Annotated in this window: 19 protein-coding genes, 1 tRNA gene and 1 pseudogene; 10 read left to right on the forward strand and 11 right to left on the reverse strand. The window is 65.2% G+C overall.

Annotated elements, in window-relative coordinates:
- Positions 1-297 precede the first annotated feature (297 nt).
- The 4 genes from pstS to pstB all read left to right on the forward strand — a co-directional run bounded on the left by pstS (position 298) and on the right by pstB (position 4,445).
- Positions 298-1,413, forward strand: a complete 1,116-nt coding sequence (gene pstS, locus EWV37_RS07275) for a phosphate ABC transporter substrate-binding protein PstS (RefSeq protein ID WP_095797715.1) — start codon at positions 298-300, stop codon at positions 1,411-1,413.
- 149 nt (positions 1,414-1,562) lie between these two features.
- The gene (pstC, locus tag EWV37_RS07280) at positions 1,563-2,510 is read left to right on the forward strand and encodes a phosphate ABC transporter permease subunit PstC (protein WP_095797716.1); all 948 of its coding nucleotides are present in this window, start codon (positions 1,563-1,565) and stop codon (positions 2,508-2,510) included.
- Positions 2,510-3,628, forward strand: coding sequence for a phosphate ABC transporter permease PstA (gene pstA, locus EWV37_RS07285; protein WP_129700756.1), 1,119 nt, complete (start codon positions 2,510-2,512; stop codon positions 3,626-3,628). The genes pstC and pstA overlap by 1 nt, the downstream gene beginning before the upstream one ends.
- A gap of 37 nt (positions 3,629-3,665) precedes the next feature.
- Positions 3,666-4,445 (forward strand): phosphate ABC transporter ATP-binding protein PstB, encoded by a 780-nt coding sequence (pstB, locus tag EWV37_RS07290; protein ID WP_129700758.1) that lies wholly within the window; start codon positions 3,666-3,668, stop codon positions 4,443-4,445.
- 94 nt (positions 4,446-4,539) lie between these two features.
- Here the strand turns inward: pstB and EWV37_RS07295 are convergent, their stop codons facing one another.
- The 5 genes from EWV37_RS07295 to EWV37_RS07315 form a co-directional block, all read right to left on the reverse strand.
- Positions 4,540-5,565 carry an inorganic phosphate transporter gene (locus EWV37_RS07295; RefSeq protein ID WP_129700760.1) on the reverse strand — a complete coding sequence of 342 codons (1,026 nt, stop codon included), beginning with the start codon at positions 5,563-5,565 and terminating at the stop codon, positions 4,540-4,542.
- Between the two features lie 6 nt (positions 5,566-5,571).
- Complete coding sequence (locus EWV37_RS07300; RefSeq protein WP_095797720.1) at positions 5,572-6,189, reverse strand: DUF47 domain-containing protein; 618 nt, start codon at positions 6,187-6,189, stop codon at positions 5,572-5,574.
- A 258-nt stretch (positions 6,190-6,447) separates the two neighbouring features.
- The gene (locus tag EWV37_RS07305; protein ID WP_095797721.1) at positions 6,448-7,068 is read right to left on the reverse strand and encodes a hypothetical protein; all 621 of its coding nucleotides are present in this window, start codon (positions 7,066-7,068) and stop codon (positions 6,448-6,450) included.
- Between the two features lie 22 nt (positions 7,069-7,090).
- On the reverse strand, positions 7,091-8,932 hold the full coding sequence (gene glsA / locus EWV37_RS07310; RefSeq protein WP_095797722.1) for a glutaminase A: 1,842 nt from the start codon (positions 8,930-8,932) through the stop codon (positions 7,091-7,093).
- On the reverse strand, positions 8,929-9,666 hold the full coding sequence (locus EWV37_RS07315; protein ID WP_095797723.1) for an ABC transporter permease: 738 nt from the start codon (positions 9,664-9,666) through the stop codon (positions 8,929-8,931). Before EWV37_RS07315 ends, glsA begins: the two co-directional genes overlap by 4 nt.
- A gap of 171 nt (positions 9,667-9,837) precedes the next feature.
- On the opposite strand from EWV37_RS07315, the gene EWV37_RS07320 reads away from it, so the two are divergent.
- A tRNA-Lys gene (locus EWV37_RS07320) sits at positions 9,838-9,910 on the forward strand.
- A gap of 61 nt (positions 9,911-9,971) precedes the next feature.
- Here EWV37_RS07320 and EWV37_RS07325 read toward each other — a convergent pair.
- Together EWV37_RS07325 and EWV37_RS07330 are read right to left on the reverse strand one after the other, a co-directional pair.
- Complete coding sequence (locus EWV37_RS07325) at positions 9,972-11,105, reverse strand: tyrosine-type recombinase/integrase (protein ID WP_129700762.1); 1,134 nt, start codon at positions 11,103-11,105, stop codon at positions 9,972-9,974.
- Positions 11,092-11,760, reverse strand: coding sequence for a helix-turn-helix domain-containing protein (locus EWV37_RS07330; RefSeq protein ID WP_129700764.1), 669 nt, complete (start codon positions 11,758-11,760; stop codon positions 11,092-11,094). The genes EWV37_RS07325 and EWV37_RS07330 overlap by 14 nt, the downstream gene beginning before the upstream one ends.
- Before the next feature lie 100 nt (positions 11,761-11,860).
- On the opposite strand from EWV37_RS07330, the gene EWV37_RS07335 reads away from it, so the two are divergent.
- From EWV37_RS07335 to EWV37_RS07345, 3 genes and pseudogenes are all read left to right on the forward strand, one after another.
- Positions 11,861-12,055, forward strand: coding sequence for a helix-turn-helix transcriptional regulator (locus EWV37_RS07335; RefSeq protein ID WP_129700766.1), 195 nt, complete (start codon positions 11,861-11,863; stop codon positions 12,053-12,055).
- Between the two features lie 175 nt (positions 12,056-12,230).
- Entirely contained in the window at positions 12,231-12,878 is a 648-nt protein-coding gene (locus EWV37_RS07340; protein ID WP_165189315.1) for a bifunctional DNA primase/polymerase, read from the forward strand.
- Between the two features lie 77 nt (positions 12,879-12,955).
- Positions 12,956-14,337 (forward strand): annotated as a pseudogene (locus EWV37_RS07345) (IS1380 family transposase).
- 523 nt (positions 14,338-14,860) lie between these two features.
- On the opposite strand, the gene EWV37_RS07350 reads toward EWV37_RS07345, so the two are convergent.
- The 4 genes from EWV37_RS07350 to EWV37_RS07365 all read right to left on the reverse strand — a co-directional run bounded on the left by EWV37_RS07350 (position 14,861) and on the right by EWV37_RS07365 (position 18,704).
- Positions 14,861-15,766, reverse strand: a complete 906-nt coding sequence (locus tag EWV37_RS07350; protein WP_005053937.1) for an NADP-dependent oxidoreductase — start codon at positions 15,764-15,766, stop codon at positions 14,861-14,863.
- Positions 15,767-15,829: 63 nt separating this feature from the next.
- Positions 15,830-16,255 (reverse strand): cupin domain-containing protein, encoded by a 426-nt coding sequence (locus EWV37_RS07355; protein ID WP_005053940.1) that lies wholly within the window; start codon positions 16,253-16,255, stop codon positions 15,830-15,832.
- A gap of 123 nt (positions 16,256-16,378) precedes the next feature.
- Positions 16,379-18,379, reverse strand: a complete 2,001-nt coding sequence (locus EWV37_RS07360; RefSeq protein WP_129700770.1) for a heavy metal translocating P-type ATPase — start codon at positions 18,377-18,379, stop codon at positions 16,379-16,381.
- Positions 18,380-18,470: 91 nt separating this feature from the next.
- Positions 18,471-18,704 carry a heavy-metal-associated domain-containing protein gene (locus EWV37_RS07365; RefSeq protein WP_005053944.1) on the reverse strand — a complete coding sequence of 78 codons (234 nt, stop codon included), beginning with the start codon at positions 18,702-18,704 and terminating at the stop codon, positions 18,471-18,473.
- A gap of 164 nt (positions 18,705-18,868) precedes the next feature.
- Here EWV37_RS07365 and EWV37_RS07370 point away from each other — a divergent pair, with 164 nt between their 5' ends.
- Both EWV37_RS07370 and EWV37_RS07375 read left to right on the forward strand, forming a co-directional pair.
- Positions 18,869-19,552, forward strand: a complete 684-nt coding sequence (locus EWV37_RS07370; RefSeq protein ID WP_005053946.1) for a Crp/Fnr family transcriptional regulator — start codon at positions 18,869-18,871, stop codon at positions 19,550-19,552.
- A 232-nt stretch (positions 19,553-19,784) separates the two neighbouring features.
- On the forward strand, positions 19,785-21,164 hold the full coding sequence (locus EWV37_RS07375) for an IS1380 family transposase (protein WP_095797264.1): 1,380 nt from the start codon (positions 19,785-19,787) through the stop codon (positions 21,162-21,164).
- Positions 21,165-21,297 lie beyond the last annotated feature (133 nt).

Consider the following 21,297-nt stretch of genomic DNA (forward strand, 5'->3'; position numbering starts at 1 on the left):
GGCAGCGGTCGCCCGAAACCGACCGTGCATTCGGTGCCGAGCCTCGTCACGATTCCGCGGGTATGCAATAACTCACATCTACGGGTATTGATGCAAGTGGCTACGTGAACACGGGCACTGACGCGTCATCTGTTAACCCCACGTTTACCTTCCTGGAGATCTCTGTCCATATCCACTGCCTACCGTCACTGGTGAACCACTACGGATATGCGCTTTCCGTAGGCGGGTTGATGGCCGAGTCCGGCCGTTTTGCGATCCACCGGCACCGCCGGAAATATTCCATGAAGGGGTAACACTGTGAAGGCTTCCTACTACGGCCGTTCAGCCGCCGTTCTCGCCATTGGCGCCCTCGCCCTGACCGCTTGCGGCTCGGACAACCCGACCGGCAACGAAGGCGGCGACTCCAACGGTGGCGGCGGCGAGTCCAGCGTCTCCGGCACCCTGACCGGTATCGGCGCATCGTCGCAGCAGGCCGCCATGACCGCTTGGCAGAACGGTTTCCAGTCCGCCAACAGCGGCGCGACCGTTCAGTATTCCCCGGACGGCTCCGGTGCGGGCCGCACCGCCTTTCTGGCCGGCGGCGCCCAGTTCGCCGGTTCCGACGCCTTCATGAGCGACGAGGAGAACGAGGAGTCCAAGGAGCAGTGCGGCACCGACGGTTCGCTGAACCTCCCCGTCTACATCTCCCCGATTGCCGTGGCCTTCAACCTGCCCGGCGTGGACAGCCTCAAGCTGGATGCCCCCACCATCGCCAAGATCTTCAAGGGCGAGATCGAGACCTGGAACGCTCCCGAGATCGCCGAGCAGAACCCGGATGCAGACCTGCCGGACACTCGCATCACCGTGGTGCACCGTAACGATGACTCCGGCACCACCGAGAACTTCACCGAATACCTGCACTCGGCCGCTCCCCAGGACTGGACCGACGAGCCGGATCAGGCATGGCCCTCCAAGTACGCCGCTGAGAACGACAAGGGCACCTCCGGTGTTGTGAACACCACCCAGGGCACCGAGGGAACCATCACCTACGCGGATGCCTCCGCAGTGGGTGACCTCGGCACCGTGGACATCAAGGTCGGCGAAGAGTACGTGCCGCACTCCCCTGAAGCTGCAGCAAAGGCCGTTGAGGTCTCCAAGCAGGTCGAAGGCCGCAGCGAGCACGACATGGCCATCGAGCTCGAGCGCGACACCACCGAAGCCGGTGCTTACCCGCTCGTGCTGATCTCCTACCACGTGGTCTGCTCCCAGTACGACTCCCAGGAGACCGCTGACCTCGTCAAGGCCTTCGAGTCCTACGTGATTTCCGAGGACGGCCAGAAGACCGCGGCTGATTCCGCCGGTTCCGCTCCGTTGTCCGAGACCTTGCGCGAGCAGGCCACGGCAGCTGTGGAGTCCATCAAGGTCCAGGGCTGACCTGACGACCTAACGCGCACAAACGGCGTCGGCGCGGGTATCGCGTCGACGCCGTCTGTGCGCCGAACGCCCGGGTCTCTTCCGTCCTGACAATGGATGGTAGGTTGCCCAGGCACGCGAACTGACCATGATCTGAAGGGACTCTGTACATGTCCACCACAGCGAGCGCACAGAAGCCGGGGACCAAGAACTCCGCGGCCGGTCGCGCGGGTGACTCAATTTTCTCAGGATTGAGTCTCGCAGCGGGCATCTTGATCTTCGCCGTGCTCGCGGCCGTGGCACTGTTCCTGCTGTTGCAGGCGCTGCCCACGTTCGCGGCTCCGGCCGACGAGATCACCGGCGGAGAAGGATTCTTCTCATACATTTGGCCCCTCGTGCTCGGCACGTTGATCGCAGCCATCATTGCGCTGCTGATCGCCACGCCCATCGGCATCCTGGTGGCCCTCTACATCTCCCACTACGCACCCGCCCGAATCTCCAAGTCGGTCGGATACGTGATCGACCTGCTGGCGGCCATTCCCTCCGTGATCTACGGCGCATGGGGTGCCACGGTGCTGGCTCCGGCGCTGGTGCCGTTCTACAACTGGCTGGCCGAGAACCTCGGCTTCATCCCGATCTTCGCCGGCCCCGCGTCCCAAACCGGTAAGACCATGATGACCGCCGGCGTGGTGCTGGCCATCATGATCCTCCCCATCATCACGTCCATGTCCCGGGAGATCTTCACCCAGACGCCCAAGCTGCACGAAGAAGCAGCCCTGGCGTTGGGTGCCACTCGCTGGGAAATGATCCGGATGTCGGTGCTGCCCTTCGCACGACCGGGCATCATCTCTTCCGTGATGTTGGCCCTGGGTCGAGCACTGGGCGAGACCATGGCCGTGGCCCTGGTTTTGTCCTCGGGCCCCATGATCGCTTCGCTGATCAAGTCCGGTAACCAGACGATCGCCGCCGAAATCGCCCTGAACTTCCCGGAGGCTTACGGTCTGCGGTTGTCCGAGCTGATTGCCGCTGGTCTGGTGCTGTTCCTGATCACCCTGGTGGTGAACATGATCGCTCGCGCCATCATTGCCCGCTACAAGGAATTCTCGGGAGCTAACTGATGTCAACGACTACGACTAAGCCCGGTACTTCTCCCGTGCGCGAGTCTCGACTGACTCGCGGTCAGCGCCCCAAGTGGCTCATCCCCGTGATCGGTGTGGGTGCCATTGTGGTGGGTGCCGCGATTTCCGCGCTCATCGGCTTCAACATTGCCACCTGGGCGATCTTCGCCGCCCTCGTGTTCCTGATCGTGGGCCCGCTGTTGATCGGCGCGATCGAGGGTTCGCGCGCCGGTTCCGACTCACTCATGACCTTCCTGGTCTACACCGCGTTCATCCTGGCCGTGATCCCGCTGATCTCGGTGATCTACACGGTGCTGGCCAACGGTATCCCCGGCCTGACGTCCAACCTTCTGCTCACGTCCATGAACGGTGTGACCGGCGCGCAGGACAACTTCGCGGAAGCTCCCGGAGATGTCGTGGGCGGTGCCTACCACGCGATCGTGGGTACAGTGTCCATCACCTTCTGGGCCACGCTGATGTCCGTGCCCATTGGCCTGCTGACCGCGATCTACCTGGTGGAGTACTCCAACAACGGTTGGTTGGGTAAGGCCATTACGTTCTTCGTGGACGTCATGACCGGTGTCCCCTCCATCGTGGCCGGTCTGTTTGCCGCGGCGTTGTTCGGCATGATCTTCGGTCCGTCCACCCGTACCGGTTTCGTGGCCGCGGTCGCCTTGACCGTGCTCATGATCCCCACGGTCGTGAAGAACACCGAGGAAATGCTGCGCATCGTTCCCAACGAACTGCGCGAGGCCTCCTACGCGCTGGGTGTGCGGAAGTGGCGCACCATCCTCAAGGTGGTCATCCCCACCGCGATCTCCGGTATCGCCTCCGGCGTTACGCTGGCTATTGCCCGCGTGATCGGTGAGACCGCTCCGCTGCTGGTAACCGCGGGCTTTGCAACGGCCATCAACTGGAACTCGTTCTCCGGCTGGATGACCACGCTGCCCACGTACATTTACTACCAGATCATGACACCCACCTCGCCCACCAACCCCGACCCCTCACTGCAGCGTGCCTGGGCCGCGGCACTGATCCTGATCGCGATCGTGATGCTGCTCAACCTTCTTGCCCGACTGATCGCCAAGGCCTTCGCGCCTAAGACGGCCGGCCGCTAAGCATCCATCGAGTCACGAGTCCTAAGGAATCCACACCATGTCGAAACGAATCGACGTTGAAGACCTGAACGTTTACTACGGCGACTTCCTGGCCGTCGAGGACGTCAACATCAACATTGAAGCGCGGTCCGTGACCGCATTCATCGGCCCCTCCGGTTGCGGTAAGTCCACCTTCCTGCGCACGCTCAACCGCATGCACGAGGTCATCCCCGGCGCGTACGCCAAGGGGAAGGTGCTGCTTGACGGTGACGACCTGTACGGCAAGGGCGTGGACCCGGTCACGGTGCGTTCCATGATCGGTATGGTCTTCCAGCGCCCCAACCCGTTCCCCACCATGTCCATTCGCGACAACGTGCTGGCGGGTGTGAAGCTCAACAACAAGCGCATCTCTTCCAAGGCCGCGGATGAGCTGGTCGAATCCTCGCTGCGCGGTGCCAACCTCTGGAACGAGGTCAAGGACCGTCTGAACAAGCCGGGCTCGGGTCTGTCCGGTGGGCAGCAGCAGCGTCTGTGCATTGCGCGCGCCATTGCCGTGAAGCCGAACGTGATCCTCATGGATGAGCCCTGCTCCGCGCTGGACCCCATCTCCACTCTGGCCATCGAGGACCTCATCAACGAGCTCAAGACGGATTACACCGTGGTGATCGTGACGCACAACATGCAGCAGGCATCGCGCGTGTCAGACCGCACCGCGTTCTTCAACATCGAGGGCACCGGCAAGCCCGGCAAGCTCATCGAGTACGCCCCCACCACGGAGATCTTCAACAACCCGCAGAAGAAGGAGACCGAGGACTACGTCTCCGGCCGCTTCGGCTGATCGGTAGCGTTTCTCGCGCCTCCTGACTCACGACGACGCCGCCGCGCGCGCCGGTTCCCCACGCTGGGTCCGGCGAACGCGGCGGCGTCGTTGGCTAAGAAGCCAGCTGCAGAAGCGGCGAGGCGGCCAGGAACAAGATGATGGACACCAAGGCGCAGGCCGGGACCGTACCGGCCCAGGTCAGGAGCACCTGGACCAGGGTGCGGTGGTAGACGGTTCGGAAGCGCTGACCGGAACCCGCGCCGAGGATTGCGGCAGTGCTGGTCTGGGACGTGGACATGGGTAGCGGGACCAGGAAACCACCGACGAAGAGCAGCGTGCCCGCAACCGTTTGGGCCACGGCACCGCGGAGGGGGTCCAGGTTCACGACACGGGAGGAGAGGGTGTAGGCAATCCGCCAACCGCCCAGCAAGGTGCCCGCACCGAGGCACACTCCCACGAGCAGCGGGACCCACCACGGGATGTGAGAGATGGGGATGAACGTTCCGTAGCACATGAGCAGGACCACGAAAATCCAGATGGCCCGGCGGCCGTGCTGGATACCGTGGCCGAAGTGGATGGCGGCCGCCCCGGTTGCCTGGACCACGGCGGAACGGCTCTTCACCACCCCGGGTGCTTCATGTCGAACCAGGTATACGGCCAGGAAGACCAGCAGCTGCGCCAGAACGAAGGCGATGGCAGGCGCCACGACGATCGGCAGAGCAAGCCGCCAGATCGTGAAACTGTCGACGGCCAGGTCCTGGACCAATCCGACGGCGTGGGCACCCACCAGTGCGCCGATCACGCCACCGCTCATGGCTGCGGTGGACGAGGACGGCATGGCCCACCACCAGGTGAGCAGGTCCCAGGCCACCGCGGTGATCAGGGTGCAAATAATGACGACCGTTCCCACCATGCTGATGGGGATGGGAATGTCGAACGGGATCAACTGCGTGAGGACCAGACCAACGGTCAGCGCGCCGGCCAGGTTGAACACGGCGCCTATGCATACGGCTACCCGCGGGGTGAGGGCATTGAATCGGACGGGTAGGGCGTTCGCGTTGGAGGCGTCGTGAAAGCCGTTGACGACAGTGAAAGCGACGGCCAGCACAAGGCCGACGACCAGAAGGATTTCTGCCATGGGCTATCAGGATTCCGCGACGAGTACTCGGCCGACCTCGGCGGACACGTGTGACAGTGCGCGGGCCGCGTCCAGGATGCTTCCGGCGGCGTCCATGCGGCGTAGCGCATGGGGTGCCTTGTGCTTGTCCAGCAGCGCCGCACGGTAGGTGCGGTGGGTTCGTTCGGACTGGCGCGACAGGCGGATCATCTCGAACCAGTAATCGTCGAGTTCGTCCAGGGTGGCCAGCCGGCCCATGGCTTTCGTGGTCATCTCGGCCATCAGCCGGATGATGTTCAGCTGTTCCGTGGCGTAGGAGGTGGGGCGCCCGATCTGATAAAGCTCCTGGGTCTCGGCGCACGCCACCAAGGCTTCCACGGACTTCAGGATCCACTGGCCCAGGATGTACAGGTCCTGGCGGGGGATGGGTACCACGTACGAAGAGCGGGTCGTGGTCATCAGGGAGAAGTACAGGTTGGAGCACTCGTCCTCGGCGTCCAGGAGGGCTTGCAACGTTTCTTGGCGGCGCTCGTCGGTGGCGCTGATGTGTTCGGCCAACAGGTCTACGCATGTGGTGACGCACTGGGACATGTGAACCAGAAGTTCAATCACCCGTTCGTCTTCGGGGAAGATCCGAAAGGCCATGCGTGCGCCCATCCTTTATGTGTCATGCAAGTGAATTTTCGCCCTCACTGTACCCGTAGTAGGTGAACAGAACGGACGCACGGAGACATGACTGGCCCAATGTCGGGCCCAAGGATCGCCGGTCAGAACGTACCGGGAAGAAGGGGTGCCGGACCGGGAGCGCCTCTCGGCGGAAGGCCGCTCGTAGCGGCTAAATGATGGAGCCCGGGGCTGCCACGGCCCGACACCTGGTGTCCATGCTAAACCCTGCGCGGGGGGCTAATCCAATGCCCCGATTCGCCAGGCCTTCGCTGCGGCGTCCAGTTCGTTGGCCGTGCGGGACAGCCTCGGAATCCGCTGGTCCGCGTGTCGGACGGCAAGGCTCGGGATGTCCTGGGTGCGTTCCTGGCCCAGCGCAATGACGCGACAGAAGGCCGCGAACCGCTCCAGAGCGACGTCGAAATCGCCGTTGAACGCACCGGACAAAATGGTGTCCGCGACCTGGCAAATTTCCTCGGCCCCGGGAAGGCCCGCCACCCCGGCCACCACATCCGAGACCTGTGCCGTGCCCTTGCCCGCCGCGAACCAGCGGCCCATGCGGTGCGGGTCCGTGCGGGCGGCCGCGCGCAGTGCGTACAACCGCCACAGGGCCCCGGGAAGCGAGACCGCCGGTGCCTGCGCCCAGAGCTCGGCGATGCCTTCCAGTCCCTGCTCGTCGGTGAGCTGAACCAAGCGCTGATGAACCTCTGGATCATCCGCCTCACGGCCCCGGGACACCAACGCGTGAGCGGCGAGGTGCGCGGCCTCCGAGACCCGCGCAGGATCCGTTCCGCCCTCGTGGGCGTCGAACTGCTCTGGCGAGAACTTCACGGGTGAATGGTGCTGGCGCGGTTCATTCATGCGCTCCAGCCTACGCCCGTGATCAGTCGGCGGTGTGGGTTTCCCCGGCCTGTTGCCGCCAGCGTTCCTCGATGCGGCGCATCGCGTGAGTGGAGACGGCGCGCCACCAACGCAGCGCGAGTTCGGGGTGTGTTTTTTCGATCTCGTCCACGGCCTCCGGGGGCAGCTTGCGGGCGATCACGTCCGTGAGGGTCGTGAAGCTGACCATGTGACGGGAATCCGTGCCCAGGGCCACCTCACCGAAACTCTTACCCGGACCGAGGACCTCCAACTCGACCCGTTCACCCGTGGGGGAGCGGCGGGTGATCTCCACGTTGCCGGAGACCACCATGTACACGCCCTCGAAACGCTGGCCGGCCCGGAGCACCGTGGTGCCGGCCGGCCATTCCACGCGAGTGGTCTTGGAGCGGATTTCTGCGACGTCGTCGTCGGAGAGCGAGCTGAGCAGGTCCGAATCCGTGGAATGGACCTTGTCCGGCATGCACTCCGGGCCGCCGAACTTCTCGAGAATCCGGTCCTCGGCCCAGGTCAGGGCCTCGGCACGGGTGGGAAACACCGTGACCGGGTGATCCAGGTCCTGGGTGTGCTCAGATCCCTTTTCGGCAATGATCGCCAGGTGGCGTTGCGCGTTCTCCAGCTGTTCGGAGGTGCGTCCCAGAAGTGGCATGACGTATCGGGCCAGGTCATCGACCTGCCTGATGTCAACTAGGACGTAGGTGCACTCCCGCGCGGCCTCGCGGATGGTCCGAATCGCAGTTTCGGCACCGGCGAAGCGCAAGTCACCCTGGAGCTCGACGATCCGCACGTCCTCGCCGTGTTCCTCGAGGACCTCGTTGGCCGCATCGTTGCGGCGCATCAACGACGGCGCCTCGGAGAGGTAGTACTCCGAACGCACCGTGGAGTGCCCGTTGCGTTCGGTGCGGGCGAAGTGCAGGTCCAGGTCCTGGGTCAGGCGTTCGCACGCTGCAACGCCACGCACGGAGTTGCCGTGCTGATCCAGTGGGGGTGAGAACACGGCTACGGCCAACTGCCCGGGCAGTACCGCGATGATCCCGCCGGCCACGCCGGATTTGGCGGGCAACCCGACCTTCAAGGCCCAGCGGCCGGCGTCGTCGTACATGCCGCACGTGTACATCACGGACAACACGTCGGAGACCACCTGGGTGTCGAGCACGCGTTCACCCGACAGGGGATTGACGCCGCCTGCCGCGAGCGTGGCACCCATCCGTGCGAGGTCGACACAGTTGAGCATGACCGAACACTGCGCGAAGTAGTCCTCCAGCGCATCGGTGGGGTCCCCCTCGATGATGTCGCGGGAGGACAACAACCAGCCGAGCGCGCGGTTGCGATCCCCGGAGCGGTGTTCCTGAGCGTGGATGGTCTTGTTGATGCGCAGTTGGCGACCGGCCAACCGGGAATACAGACGCAGGATGCGCTCACGCCGGGTGCCGTGGGCGGTGTTCTTGACCAGGGACGTTGCCGCGATCGCGCCGGCGTTGATCATGGGGTTCGCCGGACGGCCCGTTTCAGGCTGGAGGGAGATCTCATTGAACGCGTCACCGCTGGGCTCCACATCGATCTTCTCGAACACCCCGTCCATGCCGCGGTCCGTGAGTGCCTGTGCATAGGTGAAGGCCTTGGAGATCGACTGAATGCAGAATTCCTGCTTGGAGTCACCGGCCTGATAAATGGCGCCGTCCACGGTGGCCACTGCGATCCCGATCGGATGGGGATCGGCATTGGCCAGCGCGGGAATGGAGTCCTTGACGGCCCCGCCCTCAACCTCTCGAAGGTCCTCCACCACCCGTTGCAGGTACTCGGTGATGACGGAGGGACCCAGCTTAGTTTTGGGAACGGTGCTCATGAAGTACGTACCTCTTGCGGGACCACGGGCGAACCGGACAGCACACGGATCACCACGGACGAACAGATGGATTGGGTCAGCAGAATCCCCACGAGCACCACCAGTTGCAGCATGGCCGCTTGAGTGGGGGATGCGCCTCCCAACAAGGCTCCCACAAATGCGCCGGGAAGAGTGACCAAACCGGTCGCGCGGGTCTGGTCGATGTTGGGGATCAGGGATTCCTTCATCGATTCCTGAGCTACGGCCTGGTAAGCGATTCGAGAGGTGGCACCCAATGACAACCAGGCCTCGATCTCCCCGCGACGAGCCACCGTGGAGCGTTCGAAGTTCCGTCCGGTCAGGGTTGCCGCGCTCATCGTATTGCCGATCACGATGCCGGCCACCGCCACCACGTTGGCCACTTCCCACTCGACCAGGCGCATACCGAAGATCAAACCGATCGTGATCAGCGCTCCCACGAAGATGCCGGTGACCACGGCTTTCCTTGCGTCCGGGATCCCCTTCAACCTGGTGAACGAGGTCCACGACGCGGTGGAGAGCATCAGTAGGACGAACGCCAGAACCAGCCACGGCAGGGCCAGTACTCCGCGCAGGATCAGGGCGATTACCGCCAGTTGCACGGCGGCCCGGATCACCGCCACGAGTGGCTGGACCCCGAGCCTGACACCGGCCTGCCGTTGTATCAGAATCGCCAACAGAGTCATGGCCAGCAGGCCCGCCGCGAACCACCACATGTTCTCCACGTGCCCAGGTTAGCCACGCCGCGAACCGCGCCGTCGCGGATGACGATCGAACCGAGCAGGGGCGTCAGTCAGTGCTTCGTGCGGTGGGTGCCGAAAGTGGAAAAGTGCTGAGCCTGCGGTAGAGTAGCGGTGCTCCGTTTCCGGTTCGCCGTTGCGGGGCACGCGCCTTTAGCTCAGTTGGTAGAGCAGTGGACTTTTAATCCATGGGTCGTGGGTTCGAGCCCCACAGGGCGCACGCACTGAAAGGCCCGTAGATCGCCGGAATACCGGGGTTTACGGGCCTTTTTCATGCCCACCTAGGCTGCGTCTGCCCACATTTTGCCCACACCTGAGGCTGAAACAGCCTGATCGAGAGCCGCACCCACGGCGTCCAAATCGTCGTCGAATAGGTCCGCGTACACGTCCAACGTCATGGCCGCAGAAGCGTGGCCCAACATGCGTTGAACCGCTTTCACGTTCGCCCCGGCCGAGACCGCGAGAGACGCCGCGGTGTGCCGCAGATCGTGCAACGTCATGTAGTCCAGCTCGGCGCGTTTGAGCGCGGACGTGAACCATGAGTGTTTGTTGCTCGTGAGCGCGGTCGCTGCTGGGCCTTTCAAGCTGGGCCGTTTGATGAAACCGCCCGTGCTGCTCGGAAACAGGATCTCATCCAGGCCTTTCCCTGCTGCTTGTTGGGCCACCAATGGGATCATGAACGCGGGTAGCGGCACCGAGCGGCGTTTGTGACTTTTCGGGGTGCCGACCTCCACACGGGAACCGACCTCCACGGCGTTGCGTTCCACGTGCAGCCGGCGCCGGGTAAGGTCCGCGTCCTTCACACGTAGACCGGCCATTTCGCCCCACCGCAGCCCGGTGTACCCGAGCACGAGAATCAACGTCCGGTGGACCCCTGCAGCGTCCGCGAGAGAGTGGAGCTGCTCGTGCGAGAGGTAGATGTGTTCCTTGCGGCGTTTTCGTGGCAGTGGGACGCCCTCGGCCGGGTTCGACAAGATCCGCCGGTCACGCACAGCACCGGCGAGGATCGACAACAGCACACCGTGGGCACGCAGCACCGTTGTGGCCGATTTGCCCGCAGATAGCTCACTCACCCACGTCTCGACGTCGGAGAACCGCACCGCGGACACCAGGGTTTGACCCCAGCGCGGTTCAACGTGAATCCTCCACGCTGACTCGGTGGTGCGGAACGTGGACGGCTTGAGGTTGGTCCGGTTGTTTATCCAGACCGTGCCGAGCTCGCCGACGGTCACCCGTGAGTCTGCCGGGTCGATGTACTCGCCGCGATCTTTCGAGACTTCCACGGTGCGCGCGAACCGTTCGGCGTCACGTTTCGTGGTGAATCCGCGCTTGTCTGTTTGCCGGCGGTCCGGTGTCCGGTAGCGCACCCGGTATCGCCGGCCGGATCTCGTTTCGTACGCCTCAATCGTCGCCATGACGATCCTTGATGTATTTGCCGAGTTCGGCAATAAGCGAGCGGGTGACGTGGCCCCGAGCTTGAGGTGTGCTATCCGCGCTCACGAGTGAGTCACGCCGTTCCGTCAGCGATTGGCCCCACAATGATTGCGCTGCGAGGTCGACCACCAGCCGGGGGACGTCGAGTGATTTCGCGGCCTTGTCCTCGGCTGCTCCGGTGGTTGCCTCGCTACCGCGCTCTAGTAGCTCCCAATCATCAAGCCCGAGGTAATCGAACGCCTGATTGACGTGCTCCAATCGCGCGAAATGGCGTTCCCGCGCGTCATGACGATTCTTACCATTCGGGTAGATGTTTACCTGCCCACCGGACAACGCACGGTGAAGATCATCCCCAGGTATGTGGAACGTGTCTGTGACCTCCACGGAATCCGCGCCGGCGAGCAGATCCGCCAGCGTCACCCTTGGCCCGTCATTGAGCACCTGGGCCAGTACCAGCATCTCGGCGAGGCTGACGGGTTTGCGCCCGTTCTCAAGGTCCGACACCCGCGAGGTGGCCCAATTCAGGCCGCGCTTACGCGCTCGCCGGCCGAGTTCCTCCGCAGTCATGCCCTGCGCCTTGCGCAGTTGTTGAACGTTCCGGCCAATCACGGCACGCATCGGTTCGGGTTGATCCATGGCCTCAGGGTACAGGAAATCTAGTCACTTGACAGGAGGCAGAATTACAGTCCATTCTGTGAGACACGCAGAAATTTATAACCCTGAAAGGTTGAAACCAATGACTGACAAGCTGCTGACCCCCGTGGAACTGGCCGAGTACCTCCACACCACGGTAGGCAACCTCGCGCAACTGCGATTCCAAGGCAGGGGACCGGCTTTCACCAAGGCCGGGCGCCGTGTCCTCTACCGCGAGTCCGACGTTCAAGCGTGGCTCGACGAGAACACGCGAACTCAGACCGGCTCGGCCGCGTGACCCGGACCCGCTGCACCGCAAACAGAAAGAGCGGCGCAGGAGACCCGTAGGAACCTGCGCCGCTCTATCAACCAAACCAGCCCGCGCCCCACACGCGGACAAAACACCAGTGAAAGCAGAACCAGTGATGTATCAACAGTCTACCGCCCAAAACGACCGGGGTGGGGCCGGTTTCATGGGCCACAACCCCGCCCAACAGCGCCTACTCATGGCCGCCCGAGGCTGGCACCTGTTCCCGTTGGAACCGGGCAAGAAAACCCCCTATCCCGGCTCGCGAGGATACAAGGACGCAACCACCGACCCCGCCAAACTGCTCAACTGGCCCGAGGGCGCCGGGGTGGGCATCGCAACCGGCGCGTCTGGGTTGCTCGTCGTCGATTGCGACAACAAGCCCAGCGCACCACCGGCGCCGTGGAATGTGCCCGGTGTGACCAACGGGGAGGACGCGCTCGCGTTGCTGTGGGAACACTGCGACCGAGGCCCAACGCCGTGGGCCGAGTGCCTCTCCGTGCTGACCCCATCAGGCGGAGCGCACCTGTATTTCCAAGCCCGCTCCGGCGAAATCGGGATCAGCGCCAGCCTGCTCGCGTGGCAAGTCGATGTACGCGCCCAGGGTGGTTACGTCGTCGCCCCCGGCACGCGTTTGACTGAGGGCACCAAGCGGACCGCGGGGGTTTACATTCCGGTTCACTGGCCCGCCGTGCTACCGATCGCCCCAGCATGGTTAGAGGAACGACTACGGCCCAAACCCAAGGCCGTGCGCGCGGTAGCCCCCTATCAGCCTGGATCCGCCGGTCAGGTCCTTGTGGGTGGCGGGTCGTGAGAGCCGAATGCTCCTGTGACCAGCGAGAATGGACTTGTCGAGAGTCCCAAACGCGCTGAGCAACAGGAGCACCGGTAGTGCGAGTTTCCCACAACTTCTCCGCCGAGTTCGATGACGACAACCTGATCGCCACCGGCGGGTTGGTACCGGTGATGCTGCTGGCCGAATCTGCCGGTCTGTCGGATCTGGTCCAGGAGTACGTCACCGTCGCCGGCAGCGCCGGCGCGAACGCGCCGGTGAAGGTCGCGGCGCTGGTGGCCGGGATGGTCGCCGGCGCGGACAGCATCAGCGACATGGACCTGCTTCGCCACGGCGGCATGGGCCGGGCGTTCACCGAGCACCGGGCGCCCACGACGCTGGGCACTCACCTGCGCGGGTACAGGTTCGGCCACGTGCGCCAGCTAGACGCGATCGCTTCCCGGCTGCTGACCGCGCTGGCGGCACGAGTGCCGGGACTGGTGGGTGGGGCCGATGAGGTGGCCTACCTGGACATCGACGACACGATCCGCCAGACCCACGGGTATGCCAAGCAGGGCGCGGGTTATGGCTACAGCGGCGTCAAGGGACTCAACGCGCTGGTCTCCACGCTGTCCACGCCCACGGCGGCGCCGGTGATCGCCGGGATGCGGCTGCGTCGAGGCTCGGTGAAGTCCCCGCGCGGTGCGGGCAAGATGATCGCCCAGGCGCTATGGCCGCGGCCCGCAGAGCCGGAGCGGGCGGGCTGATCACGGTGCGCGCCGACAGCGCGTTCTACCAGCACGACGTCATCGCCGCGGTCCGCCGCGGCAAGGCGCACTTTTCCATCACCGCCCGGATGGACGCCGGCGTGGTCGCCGCGATCTCCCGCATCGGGGAGCAGGAGTGGGTGGGGATCAAGTATCCCGAGGCGATCTGGGACGAGGACGAGCAGCGGTGGATCTCCGACGCGCAGGTCGCCGAGATCCCCTACACCGCCTTCACCTCCCGCAAGAAGGCCGACCACGTGGCTGCCCGGCTCATCGTGCGCCGGGTCAAGCGACTGAACCCAGCCTCGGCCACCGCCGAGCAGGGCGAGCTGCTGGCCGCCTACCGCCACCACGCGATCTTCACCGACTCCCCGCTGTCGATGCTCGCCGCGGAGTCCGCGCACCGCGACCACGCCATCATCGAACAGGTCATCTCCGACCTGAAGGACGGGCCGCTGGCCCACTGCCCCTCGGGGGTGTTCACCGCGAACAGCGCCTGGGCGGTGCTGGCCGCCATCGCCTTCAACCTCACCCGCGCCGCCGGAGTGCTCGCCTCGAGGTTCCACGCCAAGGCCCGCACCGCCACGATCCGCGCCCAGCTCATCAACGTGCCCGCCCGCATCGCCAACCGCGCCCGCTCCTGGCTGATGCACATGCCCAGGAACTGGCCCTGGCAGCAAGCCTGGGCCGCGCTCTTCGACGCCGCCAGCGCCCCACTACCAGCGGCGGCTTGACCAACCGCCCTGTCCCGACGAGAAGGAAAGCGAAAGTGGAAAGGCCGGGCAGACCGGCAGATCACGCACGCCCTTCACGAGCACCGACCGACAATCTCCTCCCCGAGCACCCCTCAATGCACTCCAAAGACCCGCTCGGCGTATCCAGGCTCAGTCGTTGCGACGGTCTGTGGATGACCCGGAGCCGAGGCGTCGCCCGGTCCATGCACGTTCAGCAGACGTGCGCCTTGCTGGCTGCATCCACAGAGCAGTACAGCAGCGAGTGCGACCGTGGCGAAGGTGATGGAAGCAACGCCGCCAGCGGTGACCGCACCGATGCCGACACATGCACCCGCACGCGGCTGCGGAGCGCGCGTCTCCAGCACATATCGCGGTACGATCGACATCGGGACCCTCCCCACCCTCTCGGCTCATCCGGGCACGTCGAGCTGAGCCCCTGTTCAGGAGCAATGCAGTGGAGCGTGCCCGCCCCGAATGAAAAACGCGTGCTCACCGCGCCCCGTCCGGCCTCGGTGGGCTCGCCTCAGGGCACTACGACGATCTTTCCGGCGGCATGTCCGGTTTCGACTGCGGCAATCGCCTGGCCTGCTTCATCCAGGCCGAACTGGGCGTCCACGTGCGGATCGACGAGCCCGTATTGGATCACCTCGGTGATCTTCCCCATAGCCTCATTCGTGCGTGCCAGGGCCAGGCCGCCCAGCTCGGCGGCGGTGTCCGGATCAGCCGCTGAGATGATCCGGGTCCGGTCGGGCACCAGGTCCGCGACGGCGCGCAGCGCGTCCCCACCGACGAGGTCGACAATCAGATCTGCCCCGTCGGGGGCGATCTCGCGCACCCGTTCGGGCAGGTTCGGACCGGATTCGACGAAGATGGCACCGGTGGACTGGACCAGGCCCCGCTTGGCTGCGCTGGCCACACCGATGACCCTGAACTCGTGCACCCGGCCGATCTGTGCGGCCATCAGTCCCACCCCACCGCCAGCGCCCAATAGCAGCAGGGTCTGGCCCGCTTCGAGTTCGATCTGGTGGGTGGCGTCATAGGCCGTGGCCGCGGCTACCGGGATGGTGGCGGCGTCGGTGAAGGAGATCTCCTCGGGCTTGGCCACGGTCGTGGACGCGCGCAACACTGTGTGCTCGGCCAGCCCACCGTGCCCGGGTGCCACCAGCCCGAGCACTTCGTCGCCCACGGCGAAGTCATCGATCCCGTCGCCGAGCTGGGTGACCACGCCGGCGGCCTCACGTCCCATCGGCGCCGGCAGGCTCCAGTGATGGCCCAGCTGGCCCTCGCGGATCTTCCAGTCGGCGGGGTTCACTCCGGCGGCCCGTACCTCGATGGCCAGCTCTGCGGTCCCGGGAACTGGAACAGACCGGTCGATCAGCTCCTGGGTCTCGGGCCCGCCGTAGTCGTTGAACACGTAGACCTTGGACATGGGATGGACTCTCTCTCAGTGGTTGGATTTGGCGTCGCAGTGGGTTCGCCAGGACGGTGTTGTTCAGTGCCGCGGTGGTTCGTCTCGGCCGGCGGCCTCGGCAGCGTCGGCTTCGCCCTTTGTGGCGAAGGCGACACCGATAGCGTGTTCCGGCGGGCTGTAAACGGTGTAGAGCACCAGCGACTCCTCGCCGGTGTTGCGGAAGTTGTGCTGGGCGCCGGCAGGAACCGCGCACTGGTCGCCTGCCTCGATGGGGTGGGTGTGGCCGTTGAGGTCCGCCTCGCCGGTACCGGAGACAAAGGTCAGGATCTGGTCGGTGTGTTCGTGGACCTCGTCCCCGATCTCGCCACCGGGCGGGATGGTCATGACGACGATCTGGGCGTGTTCGCCGGTCCACAGCACCTTCCGGAAGTCCGGGTTGTCCCTCGCGACGTCCGCGATGGTGAAGTGCTCGACGTTGTCTCCAAGGGTGAAGCTCTTCTCGGTCATGGCTGATCTCCTCTGCTTCCTGTATGGCTGTCTCTATGTCGCTGTCTGAGTTTTCGTGCTTATCGCGTCCTCGGGATGACCCGGAGGCGTGCGGGCCCCAGGGCCCCGGTGCGGATTTGGATGTCAGGCGGTTACCTGCTGTGCCCCTTTCTCCGTGGTCCTCTCGGCCGGTGGCGTCGTGGTCGAACCGCGGGTCTTCCGTAGCAGTCGCATTGCGTTGATGATGACGACCAGTACGGAGGCTTCGTGGACGAGCATGCCGACGGACATGGTCACCCCGCCGGCGAAAACACCGGCCAGCAGCAGCACCACGGTGATCAGGGCGATCGCGATGTTCTGCCGCATCACGGACACAGTCCGCTTGGCTAGACCGATGGCCTCCGGCAGTTTGAGCAGGTTGTCACCCATCAGGGCGATGTCCGCCGTCTCCACGGCCACGGCCGAACCGGCCGCGCCCATCGCCACGCCGATGTTCGCGGTGGCCAAAGCTGGGGCGTCGTTGACGCCGTCCCCGACCATGGCAATCGTGTGGCCCTGGCGTTGCAACTGTGCGACCACGTCCAGCTTGTCTTCGGGGAGCAGAGAGGCGTGGATCTCGTCGATCCCGGTGCCCTTCCCGACGGCCTCGGCCACCAGTCGGGTGTCACCGGTGAGCATGACAACCTTCTCGACCCCGGCTCGGTGGAGCCGGGCGACCATCTCGGGGGCATCCTGGCGGATTTGGTCGGCGACGGCGACGACGCCGATCACCTGGTTGTCGACGGCCACGATCATCGGCGTCTTTCCATCGGAGGCCAGAGTTTCCGCCGCCCGAGCGGCGCTGCCGTCGTCGGGAACGCCGTACTGGTCCAGCAGCGGCGGGTTGCCGATGAGCACCCGTTGGCCGGCAACGTCGGACGCGATGCCCTTACCGGGGACCGGGGTGACGGTGCCGGGGACCCCATCGGGGGCCACCCCCTCATCGCGCGCCGTCTGAAGGATGGGACGGGCCAGCGGGTGCTCCGACCCGGCCTCGGCGGCCGCGGCCCAGCGCAGCACGTCGGCACGGTCCCGTGCGGAATCCAGGACCACGACATCGGTCAGGACAGGTTGGCCCTCGGTGAGGGTGCCGGTCTTGTCCACGGCGACCGCCGAGATCTTGGCCGAGGTCTCCAGGAACTCGCCGCCCTTGATCAGGATGCCATTACGGGCAGCCCGGCCGATGCCTGCCACGATCGCGACCGGAATGGAGATCACCAGGGCGCCGGGGCAGCCGATGACCAGCAGGGTCAACGCCAGGACCACATCACCAGCGATCAGTCCGGCCGCCAGTGCCAGCGCCATGACGGCGGGGGTGTACCAGCGGGAGAAGCGGTCCATGAAGGCCTGGGTGCGGGCCTTGGCGTCCTGGGCCTCCTCCACCCGGTGGATGATGCGGGCCAGGGTGGTATCCGCGCCGATGCCGGTGGCCAGCACTTGCAGGAAGCCGCCGCGGGAGACAGTGCCGGCGAACACCTGGTCACCTTTGGATTTCTCCACCGGGATCGATTCGCCGGTGATGGAGGCCTCATCGATGGCGCCGGAGCCGGAGACGACCTGGCCGTCCACGGGGACCTTCGAGCCGTTCTTGACCAGGACGATCTCGCCCATTCTCACCTGTCCGGCAGGGATCTCCTGTTGTTCACCATCGCGCACAACGACGGCGGAATCCGGGGCGACGGCGACCAGCTCGGCCAGGGCCGAGCGGGTCTTGTTCAGGGTCGCCGCTTCCAGAGCGTGTCCGATGGCGAATAGGAACGTGACCGCCGCGGCCTCCCAGAAGTTGCCGATGATGACCGCGCCGATGGCCGCCACCGACACCAGCAGGTCGATGCCGATGACCTTGGCGATCAGCGCGCGAACCGCCTTGATCACGATCCCGTAGCCGGCGACCACGGCGGCGGCGACCATGAAGGCATCCGCGAGGGTGAAGACCGCGGTGGCATGGGTGGCGTGGGCGCCGGCATCGAGCCACCACTGGGGGCTGATGGTGAGGTTGGCCGCACCCTCGGCCAGCCGTTGAACGGCGAAGGAGATGATGATGAGTACGCCGGACACGACGGGGACCGACCAGTTCCCATAGACCCATTTCTGGAGCCTGTTCACTTTCGGGTACGACCTTTCTGCGATGAGTGCCAGCGGACCGGCAGATCGGGTATGAGCGAAAAATGTGCGACCCCACAGGGGCCCGCGTGCCTCAGAAGGCTGAAGGAGTGGCCTTATAGCCGGCCTTCGCCACGGCAGTCACGAGGTCATCCACGGAGACGCGCTCGGCGTCGTGGTCGATCTCGATGCGGGATGAGGCGAAATGGACCTTCACGTTCTCGACACCCTTGAGGCGGCCGACCTGCTTTTCGATCTTCGCCACGCAGGACGGGCAGGAGAATCCCTCGGCCCTCAAAAGGGTGTGGGTGGCGGTGGAGGTAGTCATTGTGAGAATCCCTTTCTTGGTGGTGTTCCGTATTGACACCTTCACGATAGGTTCGCGCCACTGCGAACTCCTTGACCCAGGTCAAGTCCGGACGGCACCGTACGAGGCGCCCCCTGGGGCATCTGGGACGGTGGCGCCCGCGCCGATTCCGGTAGGCTTGAGGCATGTCTGAGGATGACCTGTGCGTAGCTCGCGTACCGATCTTCCAAGGACTGACGCGCCAGGAGCAGCTGCACGTCGCCGACTTCGTTCGCCCGGTGTGCGTCCACAAGGGGGATATTGTTTGTTCCCCCGGACAGTCGGTGTCGCGTCTGCTGGTGATGCACAGCGGACAGCTCAAGGTCAGCCACACGGCGGCCAATGGTCAGGAACAGATTCTGCGAACGGTGACAGACGGTGATGTCGTGGGAGAACGGGCCTTCCTGACGGGCCACCGCCCGGTCGACCTCGTCGTCGCGCTAGAAGACAGTCGGATGTGCGTCTTCGACCACGCCGACCTCTCGGCCCTGCTCCGCGACTACCCCGACATCAGTCAGCGGATGCTGCGGACACTCTCCGACCGGCTCACCTCAGTCGAGCGACTGCTGGGCGCCGTCACCTCCAGCGACGTCAACGCCCGCGTGGCGGCCTACCTGCTAGATCTGCCCGGCAGCATGCGAGCAGGCGTACCCACGGTGAGGCTGCCGATGGCGAAACAAGACATCGCCGCCTACCTCGGAACCACGCCCGAAACCCTGAGCCGACGCCTCGCCGCGCTCTCCACCTCCGGCATCATCGAACTCCACGGACGCCGAGACGTCTCCATCCTCGACATTGATGCACTCGAACACGTCGCCACACCCCGATAGCCCGGTACCGTCAGGATGCATCCGAGACGCATCGATACGTCGATCACGGGTCGCGCCAGGAGGATCGAATTCCGACGGCTAAAGGTACGGGTGGTCGCGGTCGCCGTCATTGAACCTGGATCCGCCGGCCGGATCGGGCTGAGGGGCGGGTCGTGAGAGCCGAATGCTCCTGTGACCAGCGAGAATGGACTTGCTGAGAGTCCCAGACCGCTGAGTTACAGGAGCATCGGTAGTGCGAGTTTCCCACAGCTTCTCCGCTGAGTTCGATGATGACAATCTGATCGCTGCCGGTGGGCTGGTGCCGGTGATGCTGCTGGCCGAGTCGGCGGGGCTGTCGGACCTGGTCGATGCGCACATCACCCTGGCCGGCAGCGCCGGTGCGAACGCGCAGGTGAAGGTCGGTGCGCTGGTCGGCGGGATGGTGGCCGGGGCCGACAGCATCAGCGACATGGACCTGGTCCGCCACGGCGGGATGGGCCGGGCGTTCAGCGAGTTGCGGGCTCCCACGACGCTGGGCACGCACCTGCGCGGCTATAAGTTCGGGCACGTTCGCCAACTGGACGCGATCGCTTCTCGGCTGCTGGCCGCGCTGGCCGCTCGGGTGCCTGCGCTGGTGTCCGGCGTCGATGAGATGGCCTACGTCGATCTCGACGACACGATCCGCGAGACTCACGGCTACGCCAAGCAGGGCGCGGGATACGGCTACAGCGGCGTCAAGGGCCTCAACGCGCTGGTGGCCACGTTGTCGACGCCCACGGCGGCGCCGGTGATCGCCGGCATCCGGCTGCGCAAGGGCTCGGTGAAGTCACCGCGCGGGGCGGGCAAGATGATCGCCGAGGCCCTGGCCGCGGCTCGCAGGGCAGGGGCCGGGGGCATGGTCACGGTGCGCGCCGACAGCGCCTTCTACCAACACGATGTCGTAGCCGCGGTCCGCCGCGGTGGCGCGCACTTCTCCATCACCGCGCGCATGGACGCGGCCGTGGTCGCCGCCATCTCCCGCATCCCCGAGGAGGCGTGGGTGGGAATCAAGTACCCCGAGGCCATCTGGGACGAGGACGAGCAGCGCTGGGTCTCCGACGCCGACGTGGCCGAGATCCACTACACCGCCTTCACCTCTCGTAAGAAGGACGACCACACCAGCGCCCGGCTGATCGTGCGCCGCGTCAAGCGACTCAACCCGCGGTCGGTGCCCCAGGGCCAGGGCGAGATGTTCAACGTCTACCGTCATCACGCCGTGTTCACCGACTCCCCGCTGTCGATGCTCCAGGCAGAGGCCGCTCACCGTGACCACGCCATCATCGAGCAGGTCATCGCCGACCTGAAGAACGGTCCGCTGGCCCACATGCCCTCGGCAGTGTTCACCGCCAACAGCGCCTGGACCGTCCTGGCAGCGATCGCCTTCAACCTCACCCGCGCAGCCGGGGTGCTGGCCTCGCGCTTCCACGCCAAAGCCCGCATGGCCACCATCCGCGCTCAGCTCATCGCCGTCCCAGCCCGCATCGCCAACCGTGCCCGCACCTGGCTGCTGCACCTACCGCGCAACTGGCCCTGGCAGCAGGCCTGGGATGAGCTCTTCGAGACCGCCAGCGGCCAACTGACAGCCGCCACCTGACCAGCAAGCCCTGTCCCGACGAGAAGGGACCGAAAGTGGAAAAGCCGGGCAGACCGGCAGGTACCGCGCGCCCCCCGTCAGCACCGACAGTCAGGCCATCCACGAGCACCGCTCAATCCGCTCCAGAAACCGG

Origin of the sequence: Kocuria carniphila (assembly GCF_004136555.1) — a bacterium.
Lineage (GTDB): Bacteria > Actinomycetota > Actinomycetes > Actinomycetales > Micrococcaceae > Kocuria > Kocuria carniphila.

Bases quoted from the DNA above. Each gene is read 5' to 3' on its own strand.
- pstC (WP_095797716.1), top strand. From the start codon at position 1,563: ATGTCCACCACAGCGAGCGCACAGAAGCCGGGGACCAAGAACTCCGCG.
- pstA (WP_129700756.1), top strand. From the start codon at position 2,510: ATGTCAACGACTACGACTAAGCCCGGTACTTCTCCCGTGCGCGAGTCT.
- pstB (WP_129700758.1), top strand. From the start codon at position 3,666: ATGTCGAAACGAATCGACGTTGAAGACCTGAACGTTTACTACGGCGAC.
- EWV37_RS07295 (WP_129700760.1), bottom strand. From the start codon at position 5,565: ATGGCAGAAATCCTTCTGGTCGTCGGCCTTGTGCTGGCCGTCGCTTTC.
- EWV37_RS07300 (WP_095797720.1), bottom strand. From the start codon at position 6,189: ATGGCCTTTCGGATCTTCCCCGAAGACGAACGGGTGATTGAACTTCTG.
- EWV37_RS07305 (WP_095797721.1), bottom strand. From the start codon at position 7,068: ATGAATGAACCGCGCCAGCACCATTCACCCGTGAAGTTCTCGCCAGAG.
- glsA (WP_095797722.1), bottom strand. From the start codon at position 8,932: ATGAGCACCGTTCCCAAAACTAAGCTGGGTCCCTCCGTCATCACCGAG.
- EWV37_RS07315 (WP_095797723.1), bottom strand. From the start codon at position 9,666: ATGTGGTGGTTCGCGGCGGGCCTGCTGGCCATGACTCTGTTGGCGATT.
- EWV37_RS07325 (WP_129700762.1), bottom strand. From the start codon at position 11,105: ATGGCGACGATTGAGGCGTACGAAACGAGATCCGGCCGGCGATACCGG.
- EWV37_RS07330 (WP_129700764.1), bottom strand. From the start codon at position 11,760: ATGGATCAACCCGAACCGATGCGTGCCGTGATTGGCCGGAACGTTCAA.
- EWV37_RS07335 (WP_129700766.1), top strand. From the start codon at position 11,861: ATGACTGACAAGCTGCTGACCCCCGTGGAACTGGCCGAGTACCTCCAC.
- EWV37_RS07340 (WP_165189315.1), top strand. From the start codon at position 12,231: ATGGGCCACAACCCCGCCCAACAGCGCCTACTCATGGCCGCCCGAGGC.
- EWV37_RS07350 (WP_005053937.1), bottom strand. From the start codon at position 15,766: ATGTCCAAGGTCTACGTGTTCAACGACTACGGCGGGCCCGAGACCCAG.
- EWV37_RS07355 (WP_005053940.1), bottom strand. From the start codon at position 16,255: ATGACCGAGAAGAGCTTCACCCTTGGAGACAACGTCGAGCACTTCACC.
- EWV37_RS07365 (WP_005053944.1), bottom strand. From the start codon at position 18,704: ATGACTACCTCCACCGCCACCCACACCCTTTTGAGGGCCGAGGGATTC.
- EWV37_RS07370 (WP_005053946.1), top strand. From the start codon at position 18,869: ATGTCTGAGGATGACCTGTGCGTAGCTCGCGTACCGATCTTCCAAGGA.